We start from the raw sequence: 19,430 nt of genomic DNA on the forward strand, positions 1-19,430 counted from the left end.
TAACGCAGAGGCGCAGAGGAACCATGGCTATTGGCTGTGGGCTATTGGCTGGCGAGAAATCAATCTGAGTAAATCTGTGCCAATCCAATCTGTGGCTAAAATGGAATTCGTGCAATTCGTGGCTAAAACTTAGCCTTCGCGCTCTTCGCGTGCTTTGCGGTTTCCGTCCTTTATGCCCTTCGTGTTCTTCGTGGATCAAAGGCTTATCATGGCCTCGTTTCTATGTTAAAATGAACAAATGTTCGATTACGCTCGCCTAGGTATTGCAGCAAAATACTGCTACAATGCAGGGTGGATGTTGTGTTTCAGGAGGTTTGGATCATATGCAGCAGCGACCCACGCTCGTCTTGGTTGATGGCCATGCGCTGGCGTTTCGCGCCTTTTTTGCGCTTCGCGACACGGGCATGTCGGTTCGGGCAACTGGCGAACCAACCTACGCAGTCCAAGGCTTTTTATCAATTTTGCTCAACTTGTTACGCGAACGCCAACCAGAGTATGTGGCGGTTTCGTTTGATATTGGTCGCACCTTCCGCGATGATATTTACCCAGAATACAAGGCTGGCCGCGCTGAAACACCCGCCGATTTTCACCCCCAACTTGAGCGCATCAAGCAAATTATCAATGCCCTGAATATTCCAATTTACACTGCCGAGAACTACGAGGCCGACGATGTGATTGGCACATTATGTCGTCAAGCAGAAGCTCAGGGTGTCGATACCTTGATCATCACTGGCGATACCGATACCTTGCAATTGGTCAACGACTATACCAAGGTGCTGTTGGCCAATCCGTATGGCAAGGGCAATGTCTCGCTCTACGACGAAGCTCAAGTGCGCGAACGCTACAAAGGCCTGAACCCAAACCAACTTGCCGATTTGCGCGGCCTCAAAGGCGATACCTCCGACAACATTCCTGGGGTCAAGGGCATTGGCGAAGCTGGCGCAATTAGTATGCTCAACGAATGGGGCAGCGTCGAAAATATCTACGCCAACCTCGATAAAGTTGCCAATCGCTATCGCTCAAAACTCGATGGTCAACACGAAGCCGCCCGCTTCAGCACCCACTTGGCCACAATCGTCACCGATGCGCCAGTAACATTGGATCTCGAAGCCACCAAAGTGCACGATTACGATCGCGATACGGTGCTGGCCTTATTCAGCCAACTCGAATTTCGCAAGTTGGTCGATAAACTGCCACTTTCGAGCAATGTCAGTGCGGTGCAAGTCGTTGCCGTGCCGCAAACCACCAATCCCAGCCAATTAACGATGTTCGATGATGCAACGCCGCCAAGCGCCGAACCAATTGCGCAATCAGGCGATTACCAAGCAGTCACTACCAGCGAACAATTGGCCGAATTGGTAAGAATTTTGGCTGAGTCCGAACGTTTAATCTTCGACGTGGAAACCAACAGCCTGAATTTGTTCTCGCCAGTGCCTGCCAGCGTGGTCGGGATTGCCTTAACTCACACTGCTGGCTGTGGTTGGTACATTCCCTTGGCGCATCGCAGCGGCCAGCAATTGCCCGTCGCTGAGGTTGTCGCGGCCTTGCAACCATTATTTAGCGATCCCAAAAAAGCTGTGGTGGCCCACAATGGCAAGTTCGATATGAGCGCACTCAGCCTGATTGGGCTTGATGTGCCGCATTTGAGCTTTGATACCGCCATCGCCGCCGCCTTGTTGGGCAAACGTCAGAGCCTCAAGGATTTGGCATTTGCTGAATTGCGCGACGCTGATGATCGCCCAATTGAGATGACCAGAATCGAAACCTTGATTGGCACTGGCAAAAAGCAAACGACCATGGATCATGTTTCAATTGAACAAGTAACGCCCTATGCCAGCGCCGATGTTGATATGACTGCGCGTTTGTTGGCGCTGTTTATGCCGCAACTTGGGGCAATTCCAGCGGTACGTGAAGTTTTCGAGCAAATCGAAATGCCGCTTAGCCCAGTGCTGATGCGCATGGAAGCTTGTGGCATTGGGCTTGATCGAGCGCAACTTGTGCAGCAAGGCCAAGTATTAGGCCAAAGTTTGCGCGAAATCGAGCAACACATTGCCGATTTTGTGGGCGAACCATTAAATATCAATTCACGCTTTGATTTAAACGATCTGCTGTTTATTCGGCTCAAACTGCCAACCGCCAATCTCAAACGCTTGGCTGGCACAACTCGCAGCGGCGGCGCGGTTTATTCGGTCAATGCCGAAACCTTGGAAGATTTGCAAAACCACGATCAAAGCGGCATTGTCGCCATGATTTTGCGCTATCGCCGTTTGTCGAAGCTTAAATCGACCTACGTTGATGCCTTGATTGAATTGATTAACCAAAAAACTGGCCGCGTGCATACCCAATATCGCCAAATTGGCGCAGAAACTGGGCGGCTTAGCTCCGATTCGCCCAACTTGCAAAATATTCCGGTGCGCAGCGAAGAAGGCCGCGAAATTCGCCGCGCCTTTGTTGCTCGCCCAGGCCATGTGCTGATGACCGCCGACTATTCGCAGATTGAATTGCGGGTTTTGGCTCATATCACCGCCGATCCAGCCTTGGTTGAAGTTTTTCAAACTGGTCAGGACATTCACGCAGCCACGGCAGCGCGCTTGTTCGACATTCCGATGGATGAAGTTAGCAAAAACCAACGCCGGATTGCCAAAATGACGGTGTTTGGGATTATTTACGGCATCAGCAGCTTTGGGTTAGCCGCTCGCACAGCCCTTTCACGCGGCGAAGCCCAGCAAATGATCAGCGGCTTGTTTGCCCAATATCCAGGCCTGAAAAGCTATATCGACCGTACCTTGGAGCGGGTCAAGGCCGTAGGCTATGTTGAAACCTTGTTTGGCCGCCGCCGCTACTTCCGCGAGTTACAAGAGGGCGGCGTAACCGGGCCACGCCGCAGCGCCTTCGAGCGCGAAGCAACCAATGCAGGCATTCAAGGCACAGCCGCCGATTTGATCAAATTGGCCATGATTCGCTTGGAAAAAGCCTTGCTTGATGGTGGTTATCAGGCCAAAATGTTGCTGCAAGTGCATGACGAATTGGTGTTGGAAGTGCCTGAGGCCGAGCGCGATGCAGTCGCCCAATTAGTTTGTGATACGATGACCCAAGTCTATCCCGATTTGGCCGTGCCATTGGAAGTCAACGTCGAAACAGGGCTGAATTGGGACCAACTTCAGCGCTGGCACGCCCCAGCTTAGTAATTTAGGAACCCTGCATGACTGAAATGCACGAATTTAGTCAACAGCCATTAGTCTTGATCGTCGATGATCAATCTTCAAATCGGTCAATTGTGCGGCGCTATGTTGAAGCGGCGGGCTACCTCGCTGCTGAGGCTGAGCATGGAATGGCGGCGTTGGAGTTTGTGCGCCAAACGCCGCCCGATGCCATTTTGCTCGATATTTTTATGCCTGGCATTGATGGGATTGAAGTGCTGAAGACGATTCGTGCCCAACGTGACCATCATTATATTCCGGTGATCGTGGTGACGGCAGCGGCAGAGTTGGCGGTGCGCCAACAAGCCTATTTCGAGGGCGCAGACGATTTTCTGCTCAAGCCCGTTGATTCGGCAACCTTGCGCGCGCGTTTACGGGCGGCAATTCGGCTTAAACATGTGCTTTCGCGGGTCGAGGCCGAGCGCGAACGTTTTGCCTTGATTGCCGATATAACTCGCGATATAACCCGCAGCGAGTCGATTTCGGGCATGTTGGCCCATGTGGTCGAGGTGAGCAGCAAAGCCTTGCACGCCGACCATGGCAATCTATTTTTATTGCACGATGTTGCTGATGTAGAAATTCTGACCACCGATGATGGCGTTGCGCACAACCTTGAGCGGGTCAAGCGGGTTGTCAAAGAAGGTGCGGCAGGCTATGCCTTGCGTAGCCGCGAAACAGTGCGCATTGCTGATGTGCGCGAAGATTCACGTTGGCTAGCGCTTGATCAATCGGCGGCCAACGTGCGTTCGGCCTTGATTGTGCCAATTGGCGATGCGAGTGGGCCGTTGGGTGTTTTGGCGGTCTATCATAGCATCATTGATCATTTTAGTGCCGATGATCAGGTTTTGCTTGAACTGATAGCACATCAAATTATTGGGCCAATTCGCCAAGCTCAAATGCGCGAACAACTAGCCCGCCAAACCCGCCAACTACAATTGGTCAATAATTTGGCTCAATCGCTAAGCGCCAATTTGGATCTCGATTCGCTCTATCGCAGCATCGAGCAAGAGTTGCAGCAAATTATGGGGCCGGTTGCCATCGCTTGGTATTCGTATCGCAACGCGGTTATTGATTTGGCCTATACCTCGCAACGCGATGCCTTCTGTATGCCCAACGATCAGCCAAGCCTGCATGTGCTGACCGAACTTGGTACAATTACCAAAGCGTATGCCTGCGTTTTAGGCACCGATAGCTTAGTGCCAATCACCCAGCAATTGCTTGATTCTGGTTATCAAGGCTGCGCCGCAGTGCCGTTGCATCATCAGGCTCGCTTGTTGGGGGTGCTCATTATTGCAATCAAAGATCGCCACATTACCAATGAAGAAGTGGCCTTATTAGAAATGGCTCGCCCGCATTTTGCTGTAGCATTGGCCAATGCCCAAACCGTTGCCGACCAAGCAGCCCGCCAAACCGAGCAAGCAGAATTGGGCTACTTGCGTAATATGGCGCAGCTGGCAGGCCAAATGGCGCATCACTTCAACAATCTCTTGGCAGTGATTTTGGGCAATACCCAATTGGCCGAGCTTGATGCGGTTGATGAAGCCCAGCGTGAATTATTATCTGAGGTGGTCAAACATGTGCGTGGCGGCAAAGATATGGTTCAGCGCATTCATCTGCTCAAAGGAGCCAGCCGCAGCAATCCCGCGCCGTTCCCAATCGATCTGAGCGAAGCGTTGCCAAGCCTGATCGACCAAGCCTTGCAAGTTCATCACTCGGTTGAGGATTTGCGGCTAGAAATTCAGCCCAACTTGTATGTTCTGTTGCAAGAACGCGACTTGCTGACCCTGTGTATTGAGCTGATCAATAATGCCTTGGAATCTGGCTCAAGCCACGCAGGCATCGTGATTAAGGCCTATCAAACTGAGCATGCAACGGTGTTGGCCTTCCGTGATGCTGGCCAAGGGATTCCTGCTGATGCCTTTGGCGATATTTGGCAGCCCTTCTGGACGACCCACGGCCCACAACGCTTGGGCTTGGGCTTGCCAATTTGTGCAGCGGTAATGTGGCGCGCTTCCGGCTCGATCAGCTTGATTCCAAATGACCCTGAGCCTGGAGTCACCGCCCTGCTTCAGTTTCCTCTCTTGCCAAGCGAAGCCATGAATTTGACCTAACTTAGCATCATTTTGCACTATCAGAACCTTGGGGGCTGCGGTATAATACATCCTAGCGGTAGCATTTTCGCCGCTCCCATGGTGTTTAAGCAGAGGGTTCTTGTGCAGCAGTCTCCATCATCAACTCCCACACCAATGCCATTATTTACGTTAATTCGCGGAGCACTCAACCTGCTTCGGCGCTATTCGAGCTTATTTATGGGCTTGGCCGCGCTCCAAGTCGTGCCCTTACTGATTGGAACGCTCTGGATGCAAGCCAACGGGGTAGAAGCTCGGGCTACATCACAGTTGAACGTTATTATGGGCGAAATGACGCGGCGGGTTGAAAATAACCAAATGGGCGATGGCACGTGGGTATTAGAGTATCCACGGGCTGATATTGCGCCCTATATTTGGGGTTTGTTAGGGGTTGGCTTTTTTTCAATTTTCATTATGCGCAACGTGGCGATGGCGGCGAGTGTGATCGCAGTTGGCGAACATTATCGCCAAGCCAAGCCCCGTTGGCTCAACGTCGTGTTAGGCAGTTTACGCCACTTGCCTTCGCTGTTTGCATGGGGCTGTCTGTGCGTTTTAGCCCTCTTTATCTTGCTGTTTTTTGCTCTTGCTCAGCTGCCTGGCCTCGTTTTAGGCTTGGGCTTGCTGTGGTTTTTTGGGGTTCGCCTGAGCCTTGTGCCACAAATTATTGTGGCTGAGCGGATTAATGTGTTTCGAGCCATCCATCACTCGTGGGTTTTAACGCGGGGCGCGTTTGGCCGCATTAGTAATATTTGGATCACCTTGGTGGTGCTTTTAGGCGTTCTCGCCAGCTATGTGACCACAATTATCAGTGCGATTGCGATGGCGCTCTTTGGCGAAACCAGTGCGCTGGCGATTGCGCTGACCCAAGGCTTATCAACAGTTACTTCGATTATGACCTTACCGATGGCCTATATTGGCTTTACCTTGCTGTATTATGATCAAATCCGCTTGGCGTATGCTGGAGTGCCAAGCAACCCAAGCCTGAATGTGCAACAATAAATAGCCTAATTGAGAGGTTGAGATGTATCGAATGTGGCGAATGTTAGCTTGTTTGTTGCTCGTGAGCGGGGTTTTGGCCCAGCCCTTGATTGCCCAAGCCCAAGCGCCTGAGGTTGTTAGCGTCAACGAATATACCCAATTGCTGCGCGAAGCCTTTACCGCAGCCCAACGCACTGATGAAATTGGGCTGCGCGAAGCTAGCGACAAAATCGTTGCGCTGAAGCATATTCGCACGCGCAGCGAAGATTTGATTGAAGTTAATCATCAATGGCTCAAGGATGCTTTGGCGAGCACAACGCCAAATTTGTCAATTATCCGCGATCGCTTAGCAGCGATGCTCGAAGCCTTGACCGCTGGGCGCGAATCTGTCCCCCAAGACCTCGAAACCTTACAAGTTATTTTGAATACCGACCCATTTAATAAACTCAAGCCCCAAGACGCAGCAACACCACCTGATTTTAGCTTTCTGCGCTGGCTGTTTAGTGAAGGCCTAACCTCGTGCTTTACCGTGATTGCAGTGGTGTTTGTGCTGGGGCTAATTCTGTATATTGCCAGAACCGTCCAACGCAGTAATGTCAAGATTGCCCGCCGCAAAGCCCCAGCTGAAGAGCAAAAATTAACCAGTGTCCAGGCCATTGAACGCGCCGATAAAGTCGCCGCCGAAGAAGCCAATTTTCGCGATGCAGTGCGCTATTTGTATCTTTCAACCTTGTTATGGCTGGAGGAACGCGGCATGTTGCGCTACGACCGTACCTTGACCAACCGCGAAGTTTTGGCAGCAGTGCCCAGCAACACGCCGTTGCATCAGCGCCTAGCCCCCGTGATTCAGACCTTCGATCGGGTCTGGTATGGGATTGCCGAGGTTGATCAAACAACCTTTGATCACTATCGCCAACAAGTGACAAGCCTGCGCGAGGTACGCTAAGATGAGTAGTAAAGTTAAAACCATTGCAATTGTTGTTGCCATTATCGCGCTGGTGTTTTTTTTGGTCAGCTCGCTCGATTTGCAAACCAATAATAGCGAAGCTGGCTCGATTTACAATGAAAGTGCCCTTGGCGCGGCGGCCCTGCCACTCTGGTTTGGCAAAATTGGCTATCAAACTGAGTCCTACGAATATCGCCGTTTTGATGACCTTGATCAAGAAATCAATGTTATGATCTCGCTGCCGTCGAAAAACTTCAATGGTTGGCAAGTTGCTGAGATTGATGCAGTTTTGCGTTGGGTCGAAGAAACGGGCGCGACGTTGATTATCGTCGATGATAAAGAAAATGGCATCTTCACGCGCTTAGACTTGACCGTTAAACCTAATGAGGACCTGAATCCAGTTACAACTGCCAAACCCAGCCACGGCTTGGTCAATCCTGATGTTACCAGCCTCGAAGAGTATCACACAATGACCTACTTTGAGCGAACCCGCCAAAATAGCCAAGTGATTGTCGGCACGGAGCAGCAGCCAACTTTGCTCGGTATTAGCCGTGGCAGCGGCATGATTTACGCTTCAACCAATGTTGATATTTTTACCAATATTGGCTTGTTTCGTGAAAGCAATGCGCGCCTGATTTTGAATATGGTTAATCGCACACCAGCAGGTGGCATGATTGCCTTCGATGAAGTGCATCATGGCCGCGCTTTGCCGCCAAAAGCTGCGCCAGTTCCCGCCAAACCCTACTCGCCATTAGTTGCAGCAATGCTGTATAGTGCGATTGTTGTGGGGCTGTGGGCGTTATTATCAGGCCGTCGCTTTGGCCAAATTGTGCCCAGCAAAATCGATTTGATGCAGCGCAATAGCAGCGAATATGTGCAATCGATGGCCAATCTGTTTCAACGGGGCCGCCAAGCTGAACATATGCAGGCTCACTATAAAACCTACCTCAAACGCCGAATTGCCAAGCCCTATGGAATTAATCCAAAGCTTGATGATCAACAGTTTATTAACGAAGTTCAACGCTATTCCGAGACAATTGATCGCAATCACCTTGCCAATTTGCTCAACCATCTAAGCCAACCTAAACCGAGCGAAGCCAATATCTTGGCCTTGGTCAGCGATATTGATCGCTTTATTCAAACATGGGAACAACAAGGTCGGGTTTAAGCACGCTCTTTTTGCCTAGGCTACGGGCATCGTGCGGTGCTCGTGAGAACGATATTGGAGGATCAATGCTGGTTAAACAAGTTGCCGAATATATGCGCCACGAGGCGAGTAAAGTTATTGTTGGCCAAGAGGAAACCTGGACGCAACTCGTGGTTGCCTTGCTAAGCGGCGGCCACGTTTTGCTCGAAGGTGTGCCTGGCACCGCCAAAACCTTGATGGCCAAAACCTTGGCCCATTTGGTGCAAGCCGAGTTTAAGCGGGTGCAATTTACCCCCGACTTGATGCCCTCGGATGTGATGGGCACCAGCGTCTATGAGATGCAAACCAGCCAGTTTCGCTTGCGCAAAGGCCCAATTTTTACCCAAATTTTGTTGGGCGACGAAATTAACCGCGCTCCTGCCAAAACCCAAGCTGCCCTGCTCGAAGCCATGGAAGAGCAACAAGTCACAATCGATGGCGAGACGATGCCCTTGCCACAGCCATTTTTCGTGATTGCCACCCAAAACCCAATGGAATACGAAGGCACCTACCCTTTGCCCGAAGCCCAACTCGACCGCTTTTTGTTCAAGGTCTTAGTTGGCTATAGCCCACCAGAGGTTGAGTTTGAGGTGCTGCGCCGCTATAACCAAGGCTTTAATGCCCGCAATTTGAGCAACGTCAATTTGCAACAAACTGTCACGCCCGAAACGATTATGCGCTGTCGCGATGAAATTGGGCGCTTGCGAGTTGAAGATGGCGTGATCAACTATATCAATGCAATTGCCCAAGAATCGCGCCGCTCGCCAGATTTGGTGCTGGGCGGCTCGCCACGCGCCTCGATTGCCTTGCTCCTGACCGCCAAAACCTATGCGGCAATGCAAGGCCGCGAGTATGTTGTGCCCGATGATGTGAAGTTCTTGGCGCGTCCAGTCTATCGCCATCGAATTATTCTCAAACCAGAGGCAGAGATTGAAGGGTTAACCCCAGATACCGCCATGACCCGGATTTTGGGGCGTATTGAGGTTCCTCGCTGATGATTCCATCGCGCCGTTTATTAGGAATTCTGCTCGCAGGCCTAGTTCCGGTGGTCATCGGGGCCGAAAACCCCGATTTCCGCTGGACAATCTGGGTCTATGTGCTGTTACTGATTGGCTTTGTGGCCGTCGATTGGTTTATCACGCCCAAGCCAACATTATTGGAAGTGGCGCGCATCAACGAACCAAAGCTTTCGATTGGCGAACAAAACCTGATTACACTGGCCGTGCATAACCAAAGCCAACGCACCCTCGATTTGCAAATTCGCGATGAATTTCCGGTGGAGTTTCCCAGCGATGCGCTGATTCTCAAAACCAAGGTCGAGCCAGAGAGCGTCCAAGAAGTCAGCTATCATGTGCGGCCACTGCGGCGCGGCGATTATCGCTTTGGCAATATCAACCTGCGCTACACCAGCACCCTGGGCACGTTTTTGCGCCAATCAAAAATCGCCTTCGACGAATTGGTGAAGGTCTATCCAAACGTGCTTGATGTGCGCAAATACGATATGCTGGCCCGCAAAGGTATGTTGTTTGAGCTTGGCTTGCGCACAGCGCGGGTTTTTGGCTCGGGCACCGAGTTTGAGCGGCTACGCGAATACACGCCCGATGATGAATTTCGCTCGATTAACTGGAAGGCCAGCGCCCGTCGCAATAAGTTGATTGCCGCCGAATACGAAACTGAGCGCTCGCAATATGTGGTTTCGGTCATCGATACCGGTCGCTTGATGCGCCCAACGATCAACGATATTGCCAAGCTGGATTATGCGATTAACGCCGCCTTGATGCTCGGCTATGTGGCGATGCTCAAGGGCGATCATATTGGCATGCTTTCGTTTGCCGACCATGTGGGGCGTTTTTTGCAGCCACGACGGGGCAAGGCCCAGTTTTATCAAATGTTGGAGATGCTGTATAACTTGCCATCACAGCCAGTCGAGGCCGATTATGGCCGCGCTATCTCCTACTTGGGTTTGAAGAACAAGCGGCGTTCGCTGGTGGTCATTTTTACCGACCTCAGCACGATGGATACAGCCAAGCCCTTGATTCAACATATGGCGCGCTTGGCCAAAACCCACTTGGCCTTGTGTGTGGTGATGAGCGACCCCAACTTAGTTGGCTATGTTGGTAAATCAACCCAAAATTCGACCGATGTCTATGAGCGAGCGGTGGCCGAAATGGTGCTCGATGAACGCCGCGTCGTGCTCGACACGCTGAACCAAGCTGGTGTACACACCATCGATGTGCCAGCGAATAAACTCACAGTTTCGGTCATTAATAAATATCTGGAGTTCAAAGGTCGGGGATTAATTTAACCGCCAATCACGGGGCTACTTTGCCCCGTGATGTTTATTATTTTAGATCAGAATCAGCACCAAAATAAACATGCTGATTACGCCTCCGAGGGCAATGCCGAGCGCGATGCCTGCTGCAATACTCATGACACGGCGTAGTGGTGTGGTTGTGGCTTTCACCTGCAATCCTCCTAATTGGTTATGCCCTATGGCCCTAGGATACCACAGTTTGGCCGCTGGCTTGCTCAAAATCGGCTGATACTCATCTGAGGTTAAGCACATGCTAAGCTGAGCATCACAATCTCTGGCCGACAGCCAAAGCGCACTTGCGGCCAGCTACAGCCCAAGCCCCACGAGGTAAATTGCACTAGCGAACCAACATTATAACGATGGTCGGGGTAGCGCATGCCCAAATAGGGCAGCAGCAGCGCGCCTTTGACTGGCACCCGCACTTGACCACCATGGGCATGGCCAGAGAGCTGCAAATCGAAGCGATTGTAGCTAGCAGTGAAATCGGCGGTATCAGGCTCATGCACCAAGATAATTGCCGCATCGTTGCTTGGCAACTTACTTACCAAGCGATCAAGCACTGGCTTCATGGTGCGTGGGTCGTTGGGGCCAAGCGGGTTGGGCCAAAGATCGTCGTGGCCCGCCAGGTGTAATTTGCTGCTGCCACGGTTTAGGCTAATCGCCCGATTGGTCAGATCGTGAATGCCAGTTGAGCGCAGCACTTGGCGCACGGTTTCGCCATTGCCATCGCTCCAATAATCGTGGTTGCCCAACACGCCCACAACCCCGTCGGGCGCTTCGAGCAGCGCCAAGCCAACCGCCAAATCCTCTGCATAGCGGCTAGCATCATTAGTAATAAAATCACCCGAGATCGCAATCAAATCTGGTTTTTGGGCGTTGACCATGCGCACTGTGGTCAGCCAATGCTCACGAGTCATCAGCACATCGTCAATGTGAATATCGCTTAAATGGGCAATGCGATAGCCATCGTAGGCGCTGGCCAAGCGCGGCAAAACAATCGTTTCCTCATGGACACTCAGCCATTCAGCTTCGACATTGAAGCCATAGGCTGCTGCGCCCAGCGTGCCAGCGGTTGTGGCCAAGGTCGAATAGGCCATTATTTTCAGAAAACTGCGACGTGAAAGTGCTGCTGCCATACAAACCTCCTACTTCTGTTTAGTTCTACGACGTAGTTGTACTGATTCATAGATCCCCTCACCCCCCAGCCTTTCAAGGGTAGGTTTTGAGCGATTGGTCGGTGGTGGAGCGTTCCCTCACCCCCCAGCCCCCTCTCCCACGAAAACGCGGGCGAGGGGGAGCACCCGTTTTTAACCACGCAGTGTGGCAGAACCACGGCGTTAAAGCCCCTCGCCCGCGTCATAGGAGCGAGCGAGCCATCGTTTTACTATGAATCACCAAGAAACCACAGAATTTAAGCCCCTCGCCCGCCACGTGGGAGAGGGGTTGGGGTGAGGGAGTGCTGCTGCCATACAAACCTCCTACTTCTGTTTAGTTCTACGACGTAGTTTATAGCGGTTTTGGCAACAAATGTAGCTGATATGCTGCTGATATGCAGCAGATAGCGTGCAACTTAGCGCAGTTTGACCAATAGCACAATCGGCTGGCCTTGCAGTTTGGTCAGCACCACAGTTTGCTCATTGCGGCCTTTCAAGCGCAGTTGTTTGCTCAGTTCTTCTGGCGTAATTGGCGAGCCACGCTTTTTCACCGTCACACGCCCAATCTCGCGCTCCTGCAACGCATGGCGCAAAGCCTTGAGGTTAAACGGTAGCCATTGCTCTATCTGCCAAACTCTGAGCAATGGCGATTGCACCAAGCTGTCGCTGGTGAGATAGGCAATGCTGGCATCAAATTGAGCTAAATTATGTTGCGCTGCAAGATCAGCCACCGCATGCGCCCGAATTACCGCCGGATCAGGCTCGTACAAATAGGCGCATGGCTCGCTCAGCGCCGCCGCTGCTTGCTCAGGATTGGCAATGATGCTGAATTCATTGCCAGCGCTGGTGAGCACCACGGCCTTGCGTTGGCCGCCGCTTTGGCCAGCATGCCACCACAAACTCGCCTCGCGCAAATCGCCATCAAGCGAAACAAATTCGAGATCATAGCCAACAGGCACGACATCGTCGGGAATACCCGGCGCAACCTTGGCCCCATGAATTGGCACTTGGCTGCGCCAACGCTCAAGCGTCGAAAGCGGCGGCTGATACTGCTCAACATCCCAAATTCGTTTGCCATTGCTGCGCCGCGCCGGATCGATAAACAAGCCATCGTAGCCAGCAAATTCCAAGCTGGTAAAATCGGCCTCTTGGATGGCAATGTTATTGCTCAAGCCGAGGGCTTCAGCATTGGCCGCCAGCATTGCCAAGCGCAATGGATCGCGATCGAGCGCCAAAACTTGGCAACTTTGGGCCAGCGCCAAGGCATCGCCCCCAACCGAACAGCCCAAATCGGCCACACGCGAGCCAGCAGCAAAATGGCGTTGGCGATAGTTGGCCACCAGCCAAGGCGTGGCCTGCTCCAAGGCTTCGCGCGTAAAATAGAGCTGGCTGGCTTGGGGAAATTTGGCTTGGGCTGCTCGCCGCAATAAGCTGGTTTCCAACGCTGCCGTGACCGCTGCTGCTGGGTAGATTTTGCGCAACTTGGTGGTATAACGCAAGAAATTTGCTTCGTTCAACTCAGGATCGGCGCTCAACTCGGCCAGCAATTGTTGGCCTGTAGCGCTCAATAACCAACGAAAACCTTCAATCTCCATTAGGCTTTGCCCGCCCAGCGTTGGCGCAAGGCCGCAATAATCGCTGGGCCATGCTCGCGGCCATTTTCAATGAAGATTTTGCTTGGATGCGCACCAGCCGCTAAAACCCCAGCAATAAACAGATTTGGCACATTGGTTTCAAACGTCGCTGGATCATGGCTTGGCACAGCATCGGCATCAACCTGTACCCCAACCGCTTCGAGCATGCTGGTATTTGGGCGATAGCCAATCAGGGCAAAAACCCAATCGTTGGGCTGTTCGTGCTGCGAGCCGTCGGCCTTGGTTATTTGAATGCTGGTTGGGCTAATTGCCGTAACATTGGCTTCCCAGAAGGGCTGAATCTTGCCTGCGTCGATCCATGCCTGCAAATCGGCGGCGATCCACGGTTTGATCCGTTGATCTAAGCTGGCAAATTGATGAATGATCGTCACGTTTGCGCCGTGATAATACAGATCGAGCGCAGCTTCGGCAGCAGAATTGCCCCCGCCAATCACCGCGACGTTTTGGCGATAGTAGGGGTGGCCTTCACGATAATAATGCAGCACGTTGCTTAATTCAGCGCCAGCAATAGCCAATTGATTCGGCGTATCATACGAGCCACTGGCTACAATCACTGCTTGGCATTGATAGCTGGCGCTGGTTTGATCATGGCGGGTGGTTTGCAGCTGAAATCTGCCATCTGCTAAACGCTCCAGCGCTTGCACTGGCTCGTACATATGAATATTTAAGCCAAAATGCTCAACCACACCGCGATAATAGGCCAACGCTTCGCTGCGGGTTGGATGGGGATGAATGCTGCTCCATGGCACATTGCCAATGGTCAAATTGGGTGCTGTACTAAAAAACGCTGTTTGCAGCGGATAATTGATAATCGTGTTGGTAATTGCGCCGCGTTCGAGCACCAGATAGCTGAAGCCTGCCTCTTGGGCGGCAATTGCGGCGCTCAGGCCACTTGGCCCAGCCCCAATAATAATCAGATCGTAGGTTTGCATACTGCTCCTCGCAAATAAAAAAACCGCAGAGAGCGCCAAGCTTGAGCGCCCTCTGCGGTGCTAGACAATTGATTAACTCATCGAAGCCCACATCATCAGCGCGATCACCTGAATAATTGCAGGAATTGCGCCAATCCCTAATAATTTACCACCACTCCAGCCATATAGCCCTTCCCACAAACCAGAAGTCAGCAGGAATGACCAAATTGCTGCGCCAATCCAGAGCAAAATTGGCAGCAATGGTACATTTAAGACCAGTAGCAACAATGCACCCAACATGACGACAATGCGTGGCAATTGGGCGGTTGGGTAGAGGTAGAATGGGCGAGCCAAGTGGGCATCGCCATCCATATTGCGTTCGCTGAAGCGAGCAACAGCTGCGGCAATTGGGTATTCTAACAAACAGAAACCAGCAAAAATTAAGACATTGATAATTGAGCCAACGGTTGGATAGTGCACGCCGTTGATATGGCGCTCGACTAAAAGCATTAATGTAGGAATTGCTGCCAGCCAAAGCATTGGCCGCCCAAGTGCGATCATCGTATCAAACTTAATTTTGTCGCTATCTTCGCGACGCAAAATATTGGAAACCATACGATCGATCGCCTCGCTCGGTTTGAACATCAAGCGCAACAACCAGGCTGGCGCGTCTTCGGTCAAGATGCCTTCATCTTGCTCGTTTGGTCGTTGGCGGCGCGAAACTTCGAGCACAATTTGCTGCACCAAGGGATCGTAAACGCTCAAGGCTGAGGTTAATAAAACCCCGCGGGCATTCGAGCCATCGAACAGCAACGACGAAAGATGATGCATCAACTTCAAACTTTGGTTGGTGGTTTGGATGAGCACCACATGATTATCTTCCGAGAGGCTGGCGGTTTTGACGGCGATAATTTCTTCCCAGCGCACCAGCAGCCAGCGATTGAAATAGCGCACCATCAAACCTTCTTGGCGCGATTCAATATCAGGCAGAATGTTGCGCACCACCACCAACATGGGAATTAAGACGACCAGCAAAAGCACTGCGGCAACTGGCAGCCACCAAACACTTTGATCGAGCGGCAAGGGAGCGCTGCTAAAAATACCGCCCAAGCCAAAGCTCAGGCCGATCCATTGGCGCAGCATGTCGAGCACGCGCAGCAGCCCAAGAATAGCCATAATTGCCGTGCCCCCAACTAGCAAAGTGCTAATGCGCTTGGGATAGGTGGCCATAATGCTGGCGACGCGGCCAGGTTGGGCGGTTAGCCCTGCTTGAGTGGCGTATTCCACATAGTCTTTATCGCTCTTGGAGCGGCGGCTGAAAAAGCCAGCTGGGCTGAGCAAGAGTTGAAACAACGGCGAGGAAGCCTTTTCATCAAGCTTAACCGCAGGTTGTTTGGTTTGGCGCGCCACCTGTTCTAGCTCGCTGGTGAGCATGCGCACCAACGGCAGAAAATCGGAGATACCCGAGGTAATCAGCACGCCACGGCGCAAGCTAAACCGATAGAGCAAGCTATAAAAGCGATGCCAACTGGTCAAGGCTTTATTGTTGGTTTGCAACAACAGCACAAAGCGTTCGCCTGAGAGATCCTCGGTAACCCGCAAACCGCTGACTTGCTCCCAACCAACGGGCAACCAACCATTGCCCCATTCAATTAAAATACCACGGCTACTCGTACGAATTGTGGGAAAGAAATTACGAACAAAGACAACCACGAGCAAGGTTAAGCCCAACCAGCCAAACGAGGGCGCGAGATCGAGCAAGTCGCGGATGCGGGGGCGCGATTGACCAGTTTGGTTGAACCAGTTAACGAGTGGTTCGTAAAAGGTATCGCGAGCAATAAAGGCGGCGTTGATGTTGCGGCTATCCCAGAGATACTGCAAAACGGCACGTCCCCAGCGCACCACAGCAACGACGATGAGGACAGTACAAAGCACCTCAAAAATCCATTTGAACCGACGAGGGTAACGGTGCACCTGTTCTGGTGTGGCGAAGGCCATGGGCAGTCCTCCAGTTAACAAACCGCGCCTTAGCGGAACTGTCTCAGGAATTTGTCAGCTTCTCACGCTTCTCTCGCGCTACGGTGGGTCGGCAAGATCGAGTATGATGATTAACATAGAATCGCGCACGATAATAGCACAAGATCGTGGTGCTGATCGCAAAGATAAGGAGTACTGTAGGCATGATTCGACGTTGGATTCGTGGACTGTGGGGTTTGACGGTTTGTGGAGTGTTGCTTAGCTGCGGTCAAGGTACTGCCACTGAAGCGCCCCAAACTCAAGCTCCAACAGCAACCACAACTGTTGCTGCTAGCCCAACCACTGCCGCCTCGCCAACGACGGCTGCTTCGCCAACGCCCGCCGCAACAGCAACCCCCGCTGCCTCGCCAACTCCCGCTGGCTTGAGCGATGCGGATCTCGCTAAATATGCGCCCAACGAGATTGGCTGGGTCTTGGTCTTAGAATATCACTTAATTGAATCGCCCGATGCAGAGTATAGCCGCTCGCCCGAGAAGCTGCGCGAGGATTTAGAGTGGTTGTATGCCAATAATTTCTACCCAATGACCTTGCGCGATTTGGTTACAAATAATATCACTGTACCATTGGGCAAATCGCCAGTCGTGCTGACCTTCGATGATTCATCAGATGGTCAGTTCCGCTACCTCGAAGATGGCACAATCGACCCAACCTCGGCTATGGGCATTTTGCAGGCATTTGCTGCTGAACACCCAGATTTCCCAGCGATTGGCGTGTTCTTCCCATTGATCGATGTTGATGTCAAGGAACGAGTGTTGTTTGGTCAGCCAGAACTGGCAACCCAAAAGCTGCAAGAAATTGTGGCCTTGGGCGGCGAGGTTGGCACGCATACCTACACCCACCAACGCCTCGACGAAGCCGACGAAGAGCAAATCCAATGGCAATTAGCCTTCTCAATCAAAGAGCTTGAAGAGCGCATCGGCGATGGCTATAAAGTCACCAGCCTCAGCTATCCCTTGGGTATGTTCCCAGCCAACGAGGGCTTAGTCCGCGAAGGCGAATCGGAAGGCGAAAGCTACACCTTGAGCGCCGCCGTCGATGTGACTGGTGGAGCCAGCCCTTCGCCCTATTCGCAAACCTTCGATCCCTATCACATTCGGCGCACTCAAGCTGTCGATTCGCAATTGGAATATTGGTATCAGCTGTTTGAAGAACGGCCTGACCTTAAATTTATTTCCGATGGTGATCCCGATACCATTACCGTGCCCAGCGAAGCAACCCTTGGCGAAGAACAACAAGGCCGCTTGCAACCAGACCTCGAAGTTCGGCGCTACGAACGGAAGTAACGATCAGGGATCGGGGATCGGGGATGTAAGCCCTCACCCCCAGCCCCCTCTCCCACTGGACGCGGGCGAGGGGGAGCCGACCATTGTTCGCCAAGGAATTGCGCAAGAACCACAGCATCAAAAGCCCCTCGCCTGCTGGGCGGGAGAGGGGTTGGGGTGAGGGGATCTTCAGTATTCAAAAGCCCCTCGCCTGCTGGGTGGGAGAGGGATTGGGGTGAGGGGTTTTGCCAATCTACTACGATAACTTTAGCAAAAGTCGTTGATCTATCCGTGGTAGACTAAAACGCAATGCTATCACGAAGGTGAGATATGACCGAAGAACAAAATGAACGCGATATTGAAGCAGCAATCATCGAAATTGGCGACCATAATCGCCCAATCGTGCTGAGCGAACTCAAAGTTTTTAACGACCTTGACCAAGATGAAGCTGAAACTTTTGAATTTGAATGGACCCGCATCGAGCCAAGCCATCGCCGCAACTTGGCTCAAGCCATGCAAGAAGTCGCCGAAGCCAGCCTAGAGCTTGATTTTCGCGAAGTGTTTAGCATTTTGCTCACCGACCAAGATCCAGCGATTCGGATTGCCGCCGTCAAAGGCATGGCCGAGGATACCCGACGCTCTAGTTTGCGCCGTCTCAGCGAATTATTGGTTAACGATGCTGACGATGGCGTGCGAGCCAATGCAGCAATTACGCTTGGCGCATGGGCTTTGCGCGCCGGCGAAGGCAATCTCGATCAGCGCACCAGCAACGAATTGGCCCAGCAACTTTGGGCCGCCTATGACGATCAGCAAACCTCGACCTTGGTGCGCCAACGGCTCTTGGAAACCTTAGGCTATTTGGCCGATAGCGATCCCCGTGTCAATCAAGAAATTGGCGCTGCCTACCAACGCTTTGATGATGGTTGGCAAGCTGCGGCGCTGTGTGCCATGGGCCGCACTGGCTTAGATCAATGGCTACCAACCATTACCAACAGCTTCCGTTCGAATGAGCCATTGTTGCGTTTCGAGGCTGTGCGAGCAGCGGGCGAGCTTGGCGATTTGGCCGAATCGATCGTTAATCAAGTGGCCCGCGCTACCGCCGATAGCGACATCGAAGTTGCAACCACCGCCATGTGGGCGCTTGGTCAAATTGGTGGTACTGCCGCCCGCCGCTTTCTCGAACAACTGATCAAAGAAGTCGAGGGCGTGCGCCGCGAAGCAGCCGTCGAAGCACTCAAAGAACTCCAATTCTTCGACGATCCCATGCAATCGTTGCCAATTGACGACGACGATGAGGACGAAGATGAGTATTGGTATGGCGAGGACGACGAGGAATAGCGCAAAGGATGAAGGATGAGGGATGAAGGATGAAATTGGGATCGGTGGTTGGGCGATTGGCGATTGGGAACAGCAATACGCTTCGCAATGGAGATACAGTAATTCGTGGCTAAAAAGACCTTTTTGCATTGATTAACGCAGAGGCGCAGAGGGCAAATGGCTATTGGTAATAGGCTATTGGGACATAATCCAAATAATCTGTGCAATCTGTGGCAAAAGCAATCTTTGCAATCTGGTCTAATACCCTGATCCCTAATCCCTGACCCCTGGCCCCTTCTCATTAGTAACAAGGAGCCGAACATATCCATAAGGCAGCTATG

Annotated in this window: 13 protein-coding genes; 9 read left to right on the top strand and 4 right to left on the bottom strand. The window is 52.2% G+C overall.

The genetic code is table 11. The features are described from left to right. Nucleotides 1-323: 323 nt before the first annotated feature. The 7 genes from polA (at nt 324) to ACFMKP_RS12405 (ending at nt 10,744) form a co-directional block, all read left to right on the top strand. Nucleotides 324-3,185: a DNA polymerase I gene (gene polA, locus ACFMKP_RS12375; protein ID WP_382292233.1), complete on the top strand. Its 2,862-nt coding sequence runs from the start codon at nt 324-326 to the stop codon at nt 3,183-3,185. 17 nt (nt 3,186-3,202) lie between these two features. Next, nucleotides 3,203-5,311 (top strand): response regulator, encoded by a 2,109-nt coding sequence (locus ACFMKP_RS12380; RefSeq protein ID WP_382292235.1) that lies wholly within the window; start codon nt 3,203-3,205, stop codon nt 5,309-5,311. Between the two features lie 102 nt (nt 5,312-5,413). After that, complete coding sequence (locus ACFMKP_RS12385; protein WP_204753699.1) at nt 5,414-6,328, top strand: hypothetical protein; 915 nt, start codon at nt 5,414-5,416, stop codon at nt 6,326-6,328. A 31-nt stretch (nt 6,329-6,359) separates the two neighbouring features. After that, a complete protein-coding gene (locus tag ACFMKP_RS12390; protein WP_382292237.1) occupies nt 6,360-7,253 on the top strand; it encodes a DUF4129 domain-containing protein in 894 nt (297 codons plus the stop codon). 1 nt (nt 7,254) lies between these two features. Then, on the top strand, nt 7,255-8,421 hold the full coding sequence (locus ACFMKP_RS12395; protein ID WP_382292239.1) for a DUF4350 domain-containing protein: 1,167 nt from the start codon (nt 7,255-7,257) through the stop codon (nt 8,419-8,421). Between the two features lie 65 nt (nt 8,422-8,486). Further along, complete coding sequence (locus ACFMKP_RS12400; RefSeq protein WP_382292241.1) at nt 8,487-9,434, top strand: AAA family ATPase; 948 nt, start codon at nt 8,487-8,489, stop codon at nt 9,432-9,434. Then, on the top strand, nt 9,434-10,744 hold the full coding sequence (locus ACFMKP_RS12405; RefSeq protein WP_382292243.1) for a DUF58 domain-containing protein: 1,311 nt from the start codon (nt 9,434-9,436) through the stop codon (nt 10,742-10,744). The genes ACFMKP_RS12400 and ACFMKP_RS12405 overlap by 1 nt, the downstream gene beginning before the upstream one ends. A 251-nt stretch (nt 10,745-10,995) precedes the next feature. On the opposite strand, the gene ACFMKP_RS12410 is transcribed toward ACFMKP_RS12405, so the two are convergent. The 4 genes from ACFMKP_RS12410 to ACFMKP_RS12425 all read right to left on the bottom strand — a co-directional run bounded on the left by ACFMKP_RS12410 (nt 10,996) and on the right by ACFMKP_RS12425 (nt 16,408). Further along, on the bottom strand, nt 10,996-11,889 hold the full coding sequence (locus ACFMKP_RS12410) for a metallophosphoesterase (RefSeq protein WP_382292245.1): 894 nt from the start codon (nt 11,887-11,889) through the stop codon (nt 10,996-10,998). Nucleotides 11,890-12,323: 434 nt separating this feature from the next. Further along, entirely contained in the window at nt 12,324-13,502 is a 1,179-nt protein-coding gene (locus ACFMKP_RS12415; protein WP_382292247.1) for an SAM-dependent methyltransferase, read from the bottom strand. Beyond that, complete coding sequence (locus ACFMKP_RS12420) at nt 13,502-14,494, bottom strand: YpdA family putative bacillithiol disulfide reductase (RefSeq protein WP_382292249.1); 993 nt, start codon at nt 14,492-14,494, stop codon at nt 13,502-13,504. Before ACFMKP_RS12420 ends, ACFMKP_RS12415 begins: the two co-directional genes overlap by 1 nt. Before the next feature lie 72 nt (nt 14,495-14,566). Continuing rightward, nucleotides 14,567-16,408 carry a hypothetical protein gene (locus tag ACFMKP_RS12425; RefSeq protein ID WP_382292251.1) on the bottom strand — a complete coding sequence of 614 codons (1,842 nt, stop codon included), beginning with the start codon at nt 16,406-16,408 and terminating at the stop codon, nt 14,567-14,569. A 245-nt stretch (nt 16,409-16,653) separates the two neighbouring features. Here ACFMKP_RS12425 and ACFMKP_RS12430 point away from each other — a divergent pair, with 245 nt between their 5' ends. Both ACFMKP_RS12430 and ACFMKP_RS12435 read left to right on the top strand, forming a co-directional pair. Continuing rightward, on the top strand, nt 16,654-17,793 hold the full coding sequence (locus ACFMKP_RS12430) for a polysaccharide deacetylase family protein (RefSeq protein WP_382292253.1): 1,140 nt from the start codon (nt 16,654-16,656) through the stop codon (nt 17,791-17,793). 309 nt (nt 17,794-18,102) lie between these two features. Beyond that, nucleotides 18,103-19,110, top strand: a complete 1,008-nt coding sequence (locus tag ACFMKP_RS12435) for a HEAT repeat domain-containing protein (RefSeq protein ID WP_382292255.1) — start codon at nt 18,103-18,105, stop codon at nt 19,108-19,110. Nucleotides 19,111-19,430: the final 320 nt, after the last annotated feature.

This window comes from Herpetosiphon sp. NSE202, from assembly GCF_042688385.1.
GTDB lineage: Bacteria > Chloroflexota > Chloroflexia > Chloroflexales > Herpetosiphonaceae > Herpetosiphon.

Excerpts from the sequence above, each read along its gene's own strand:
- polA (WP_382292233.1), top strand. The coding sequence starts at position 324 with ATGCAGCAGCGACCCACGCTCGTCTTGGTTGATGGCCATGCGCTGGCG.
- ACFMKP_RS12380 (WP_382292235.1), top strand. The coding sequence starts at position 3,203 with ATGACTGAAATGCACGAATTTAGTCAACAGCCATTAGTCTTGATCGTC.
- ACFMKP_RS12390 (WP_382292237.1), top strand. The coding sequence starts at position 6,360 with ATGTGGCGAATGTTAGCTTGTTTGTTGCTCGTGAGCGGGGTTTTGGCC.
- ACFMKP_RS12395 (WP_382292239.1), top strand. The coding sequence starts at position 7,255 with ATGAGTAGTAAAGTTAAAACCATTGCAATTGTTGTTGCCATTATCGCG.
- ACFMKP_RS12400 (WP_382292241.1), top strand. The coding sequence starts at position 8,487 with ATGCTGGTTAAACAAGTTGCCGAATATATGCGCCACGAGGCGAGTAAA.
- ACFMKP_RS12405 (WP_382292243.1), top strand. The coding sequence starts at position 9,434 with ATGATTCCATCGCGCCGTTTATTAGGAATTCTGCTCGCAGGCCTAGTT.
- ACFMKP_RS12410 (WP_382292245.1), bottom strand. The coding sequence starts at position 11,889 with ATGGCAGCAGCACTTTCACGTCGCAGTTTTCTGAAAATAATGGCCTAT.
- ACFMKP_RS12415 (WP_382292247.1), bottom strand. The coding sequence starts at position 13,502 with ATGGAGATTGAAGGTTTTCGTTGGTTATTGAGCGCTACAGGCCAACAA.
- ACFMKP_RS12420 (WP_382292249.1), bottom strand. The coding sequence starts at position 14,494 with ATGCAAACCTACGATCTGATTATTATTGGGGCTGGGCCAAGTGGCCTG.
- ACFMKP_RS12430 (WP_382292253.1), top strand. The coding sequence starts at position 16,654 with ATGATTCGACGTTGGATTCGTGGACTGTGGGGTTTGACGGTTTGTGGA.
- ACFMKP_RS12435 (WP_382292255.1), top strand. The coding sequence starts at position 18,103 with ATGACCGAAGAACAAAATGAACGCGATATTGAAGCAGCAATCATCGAA.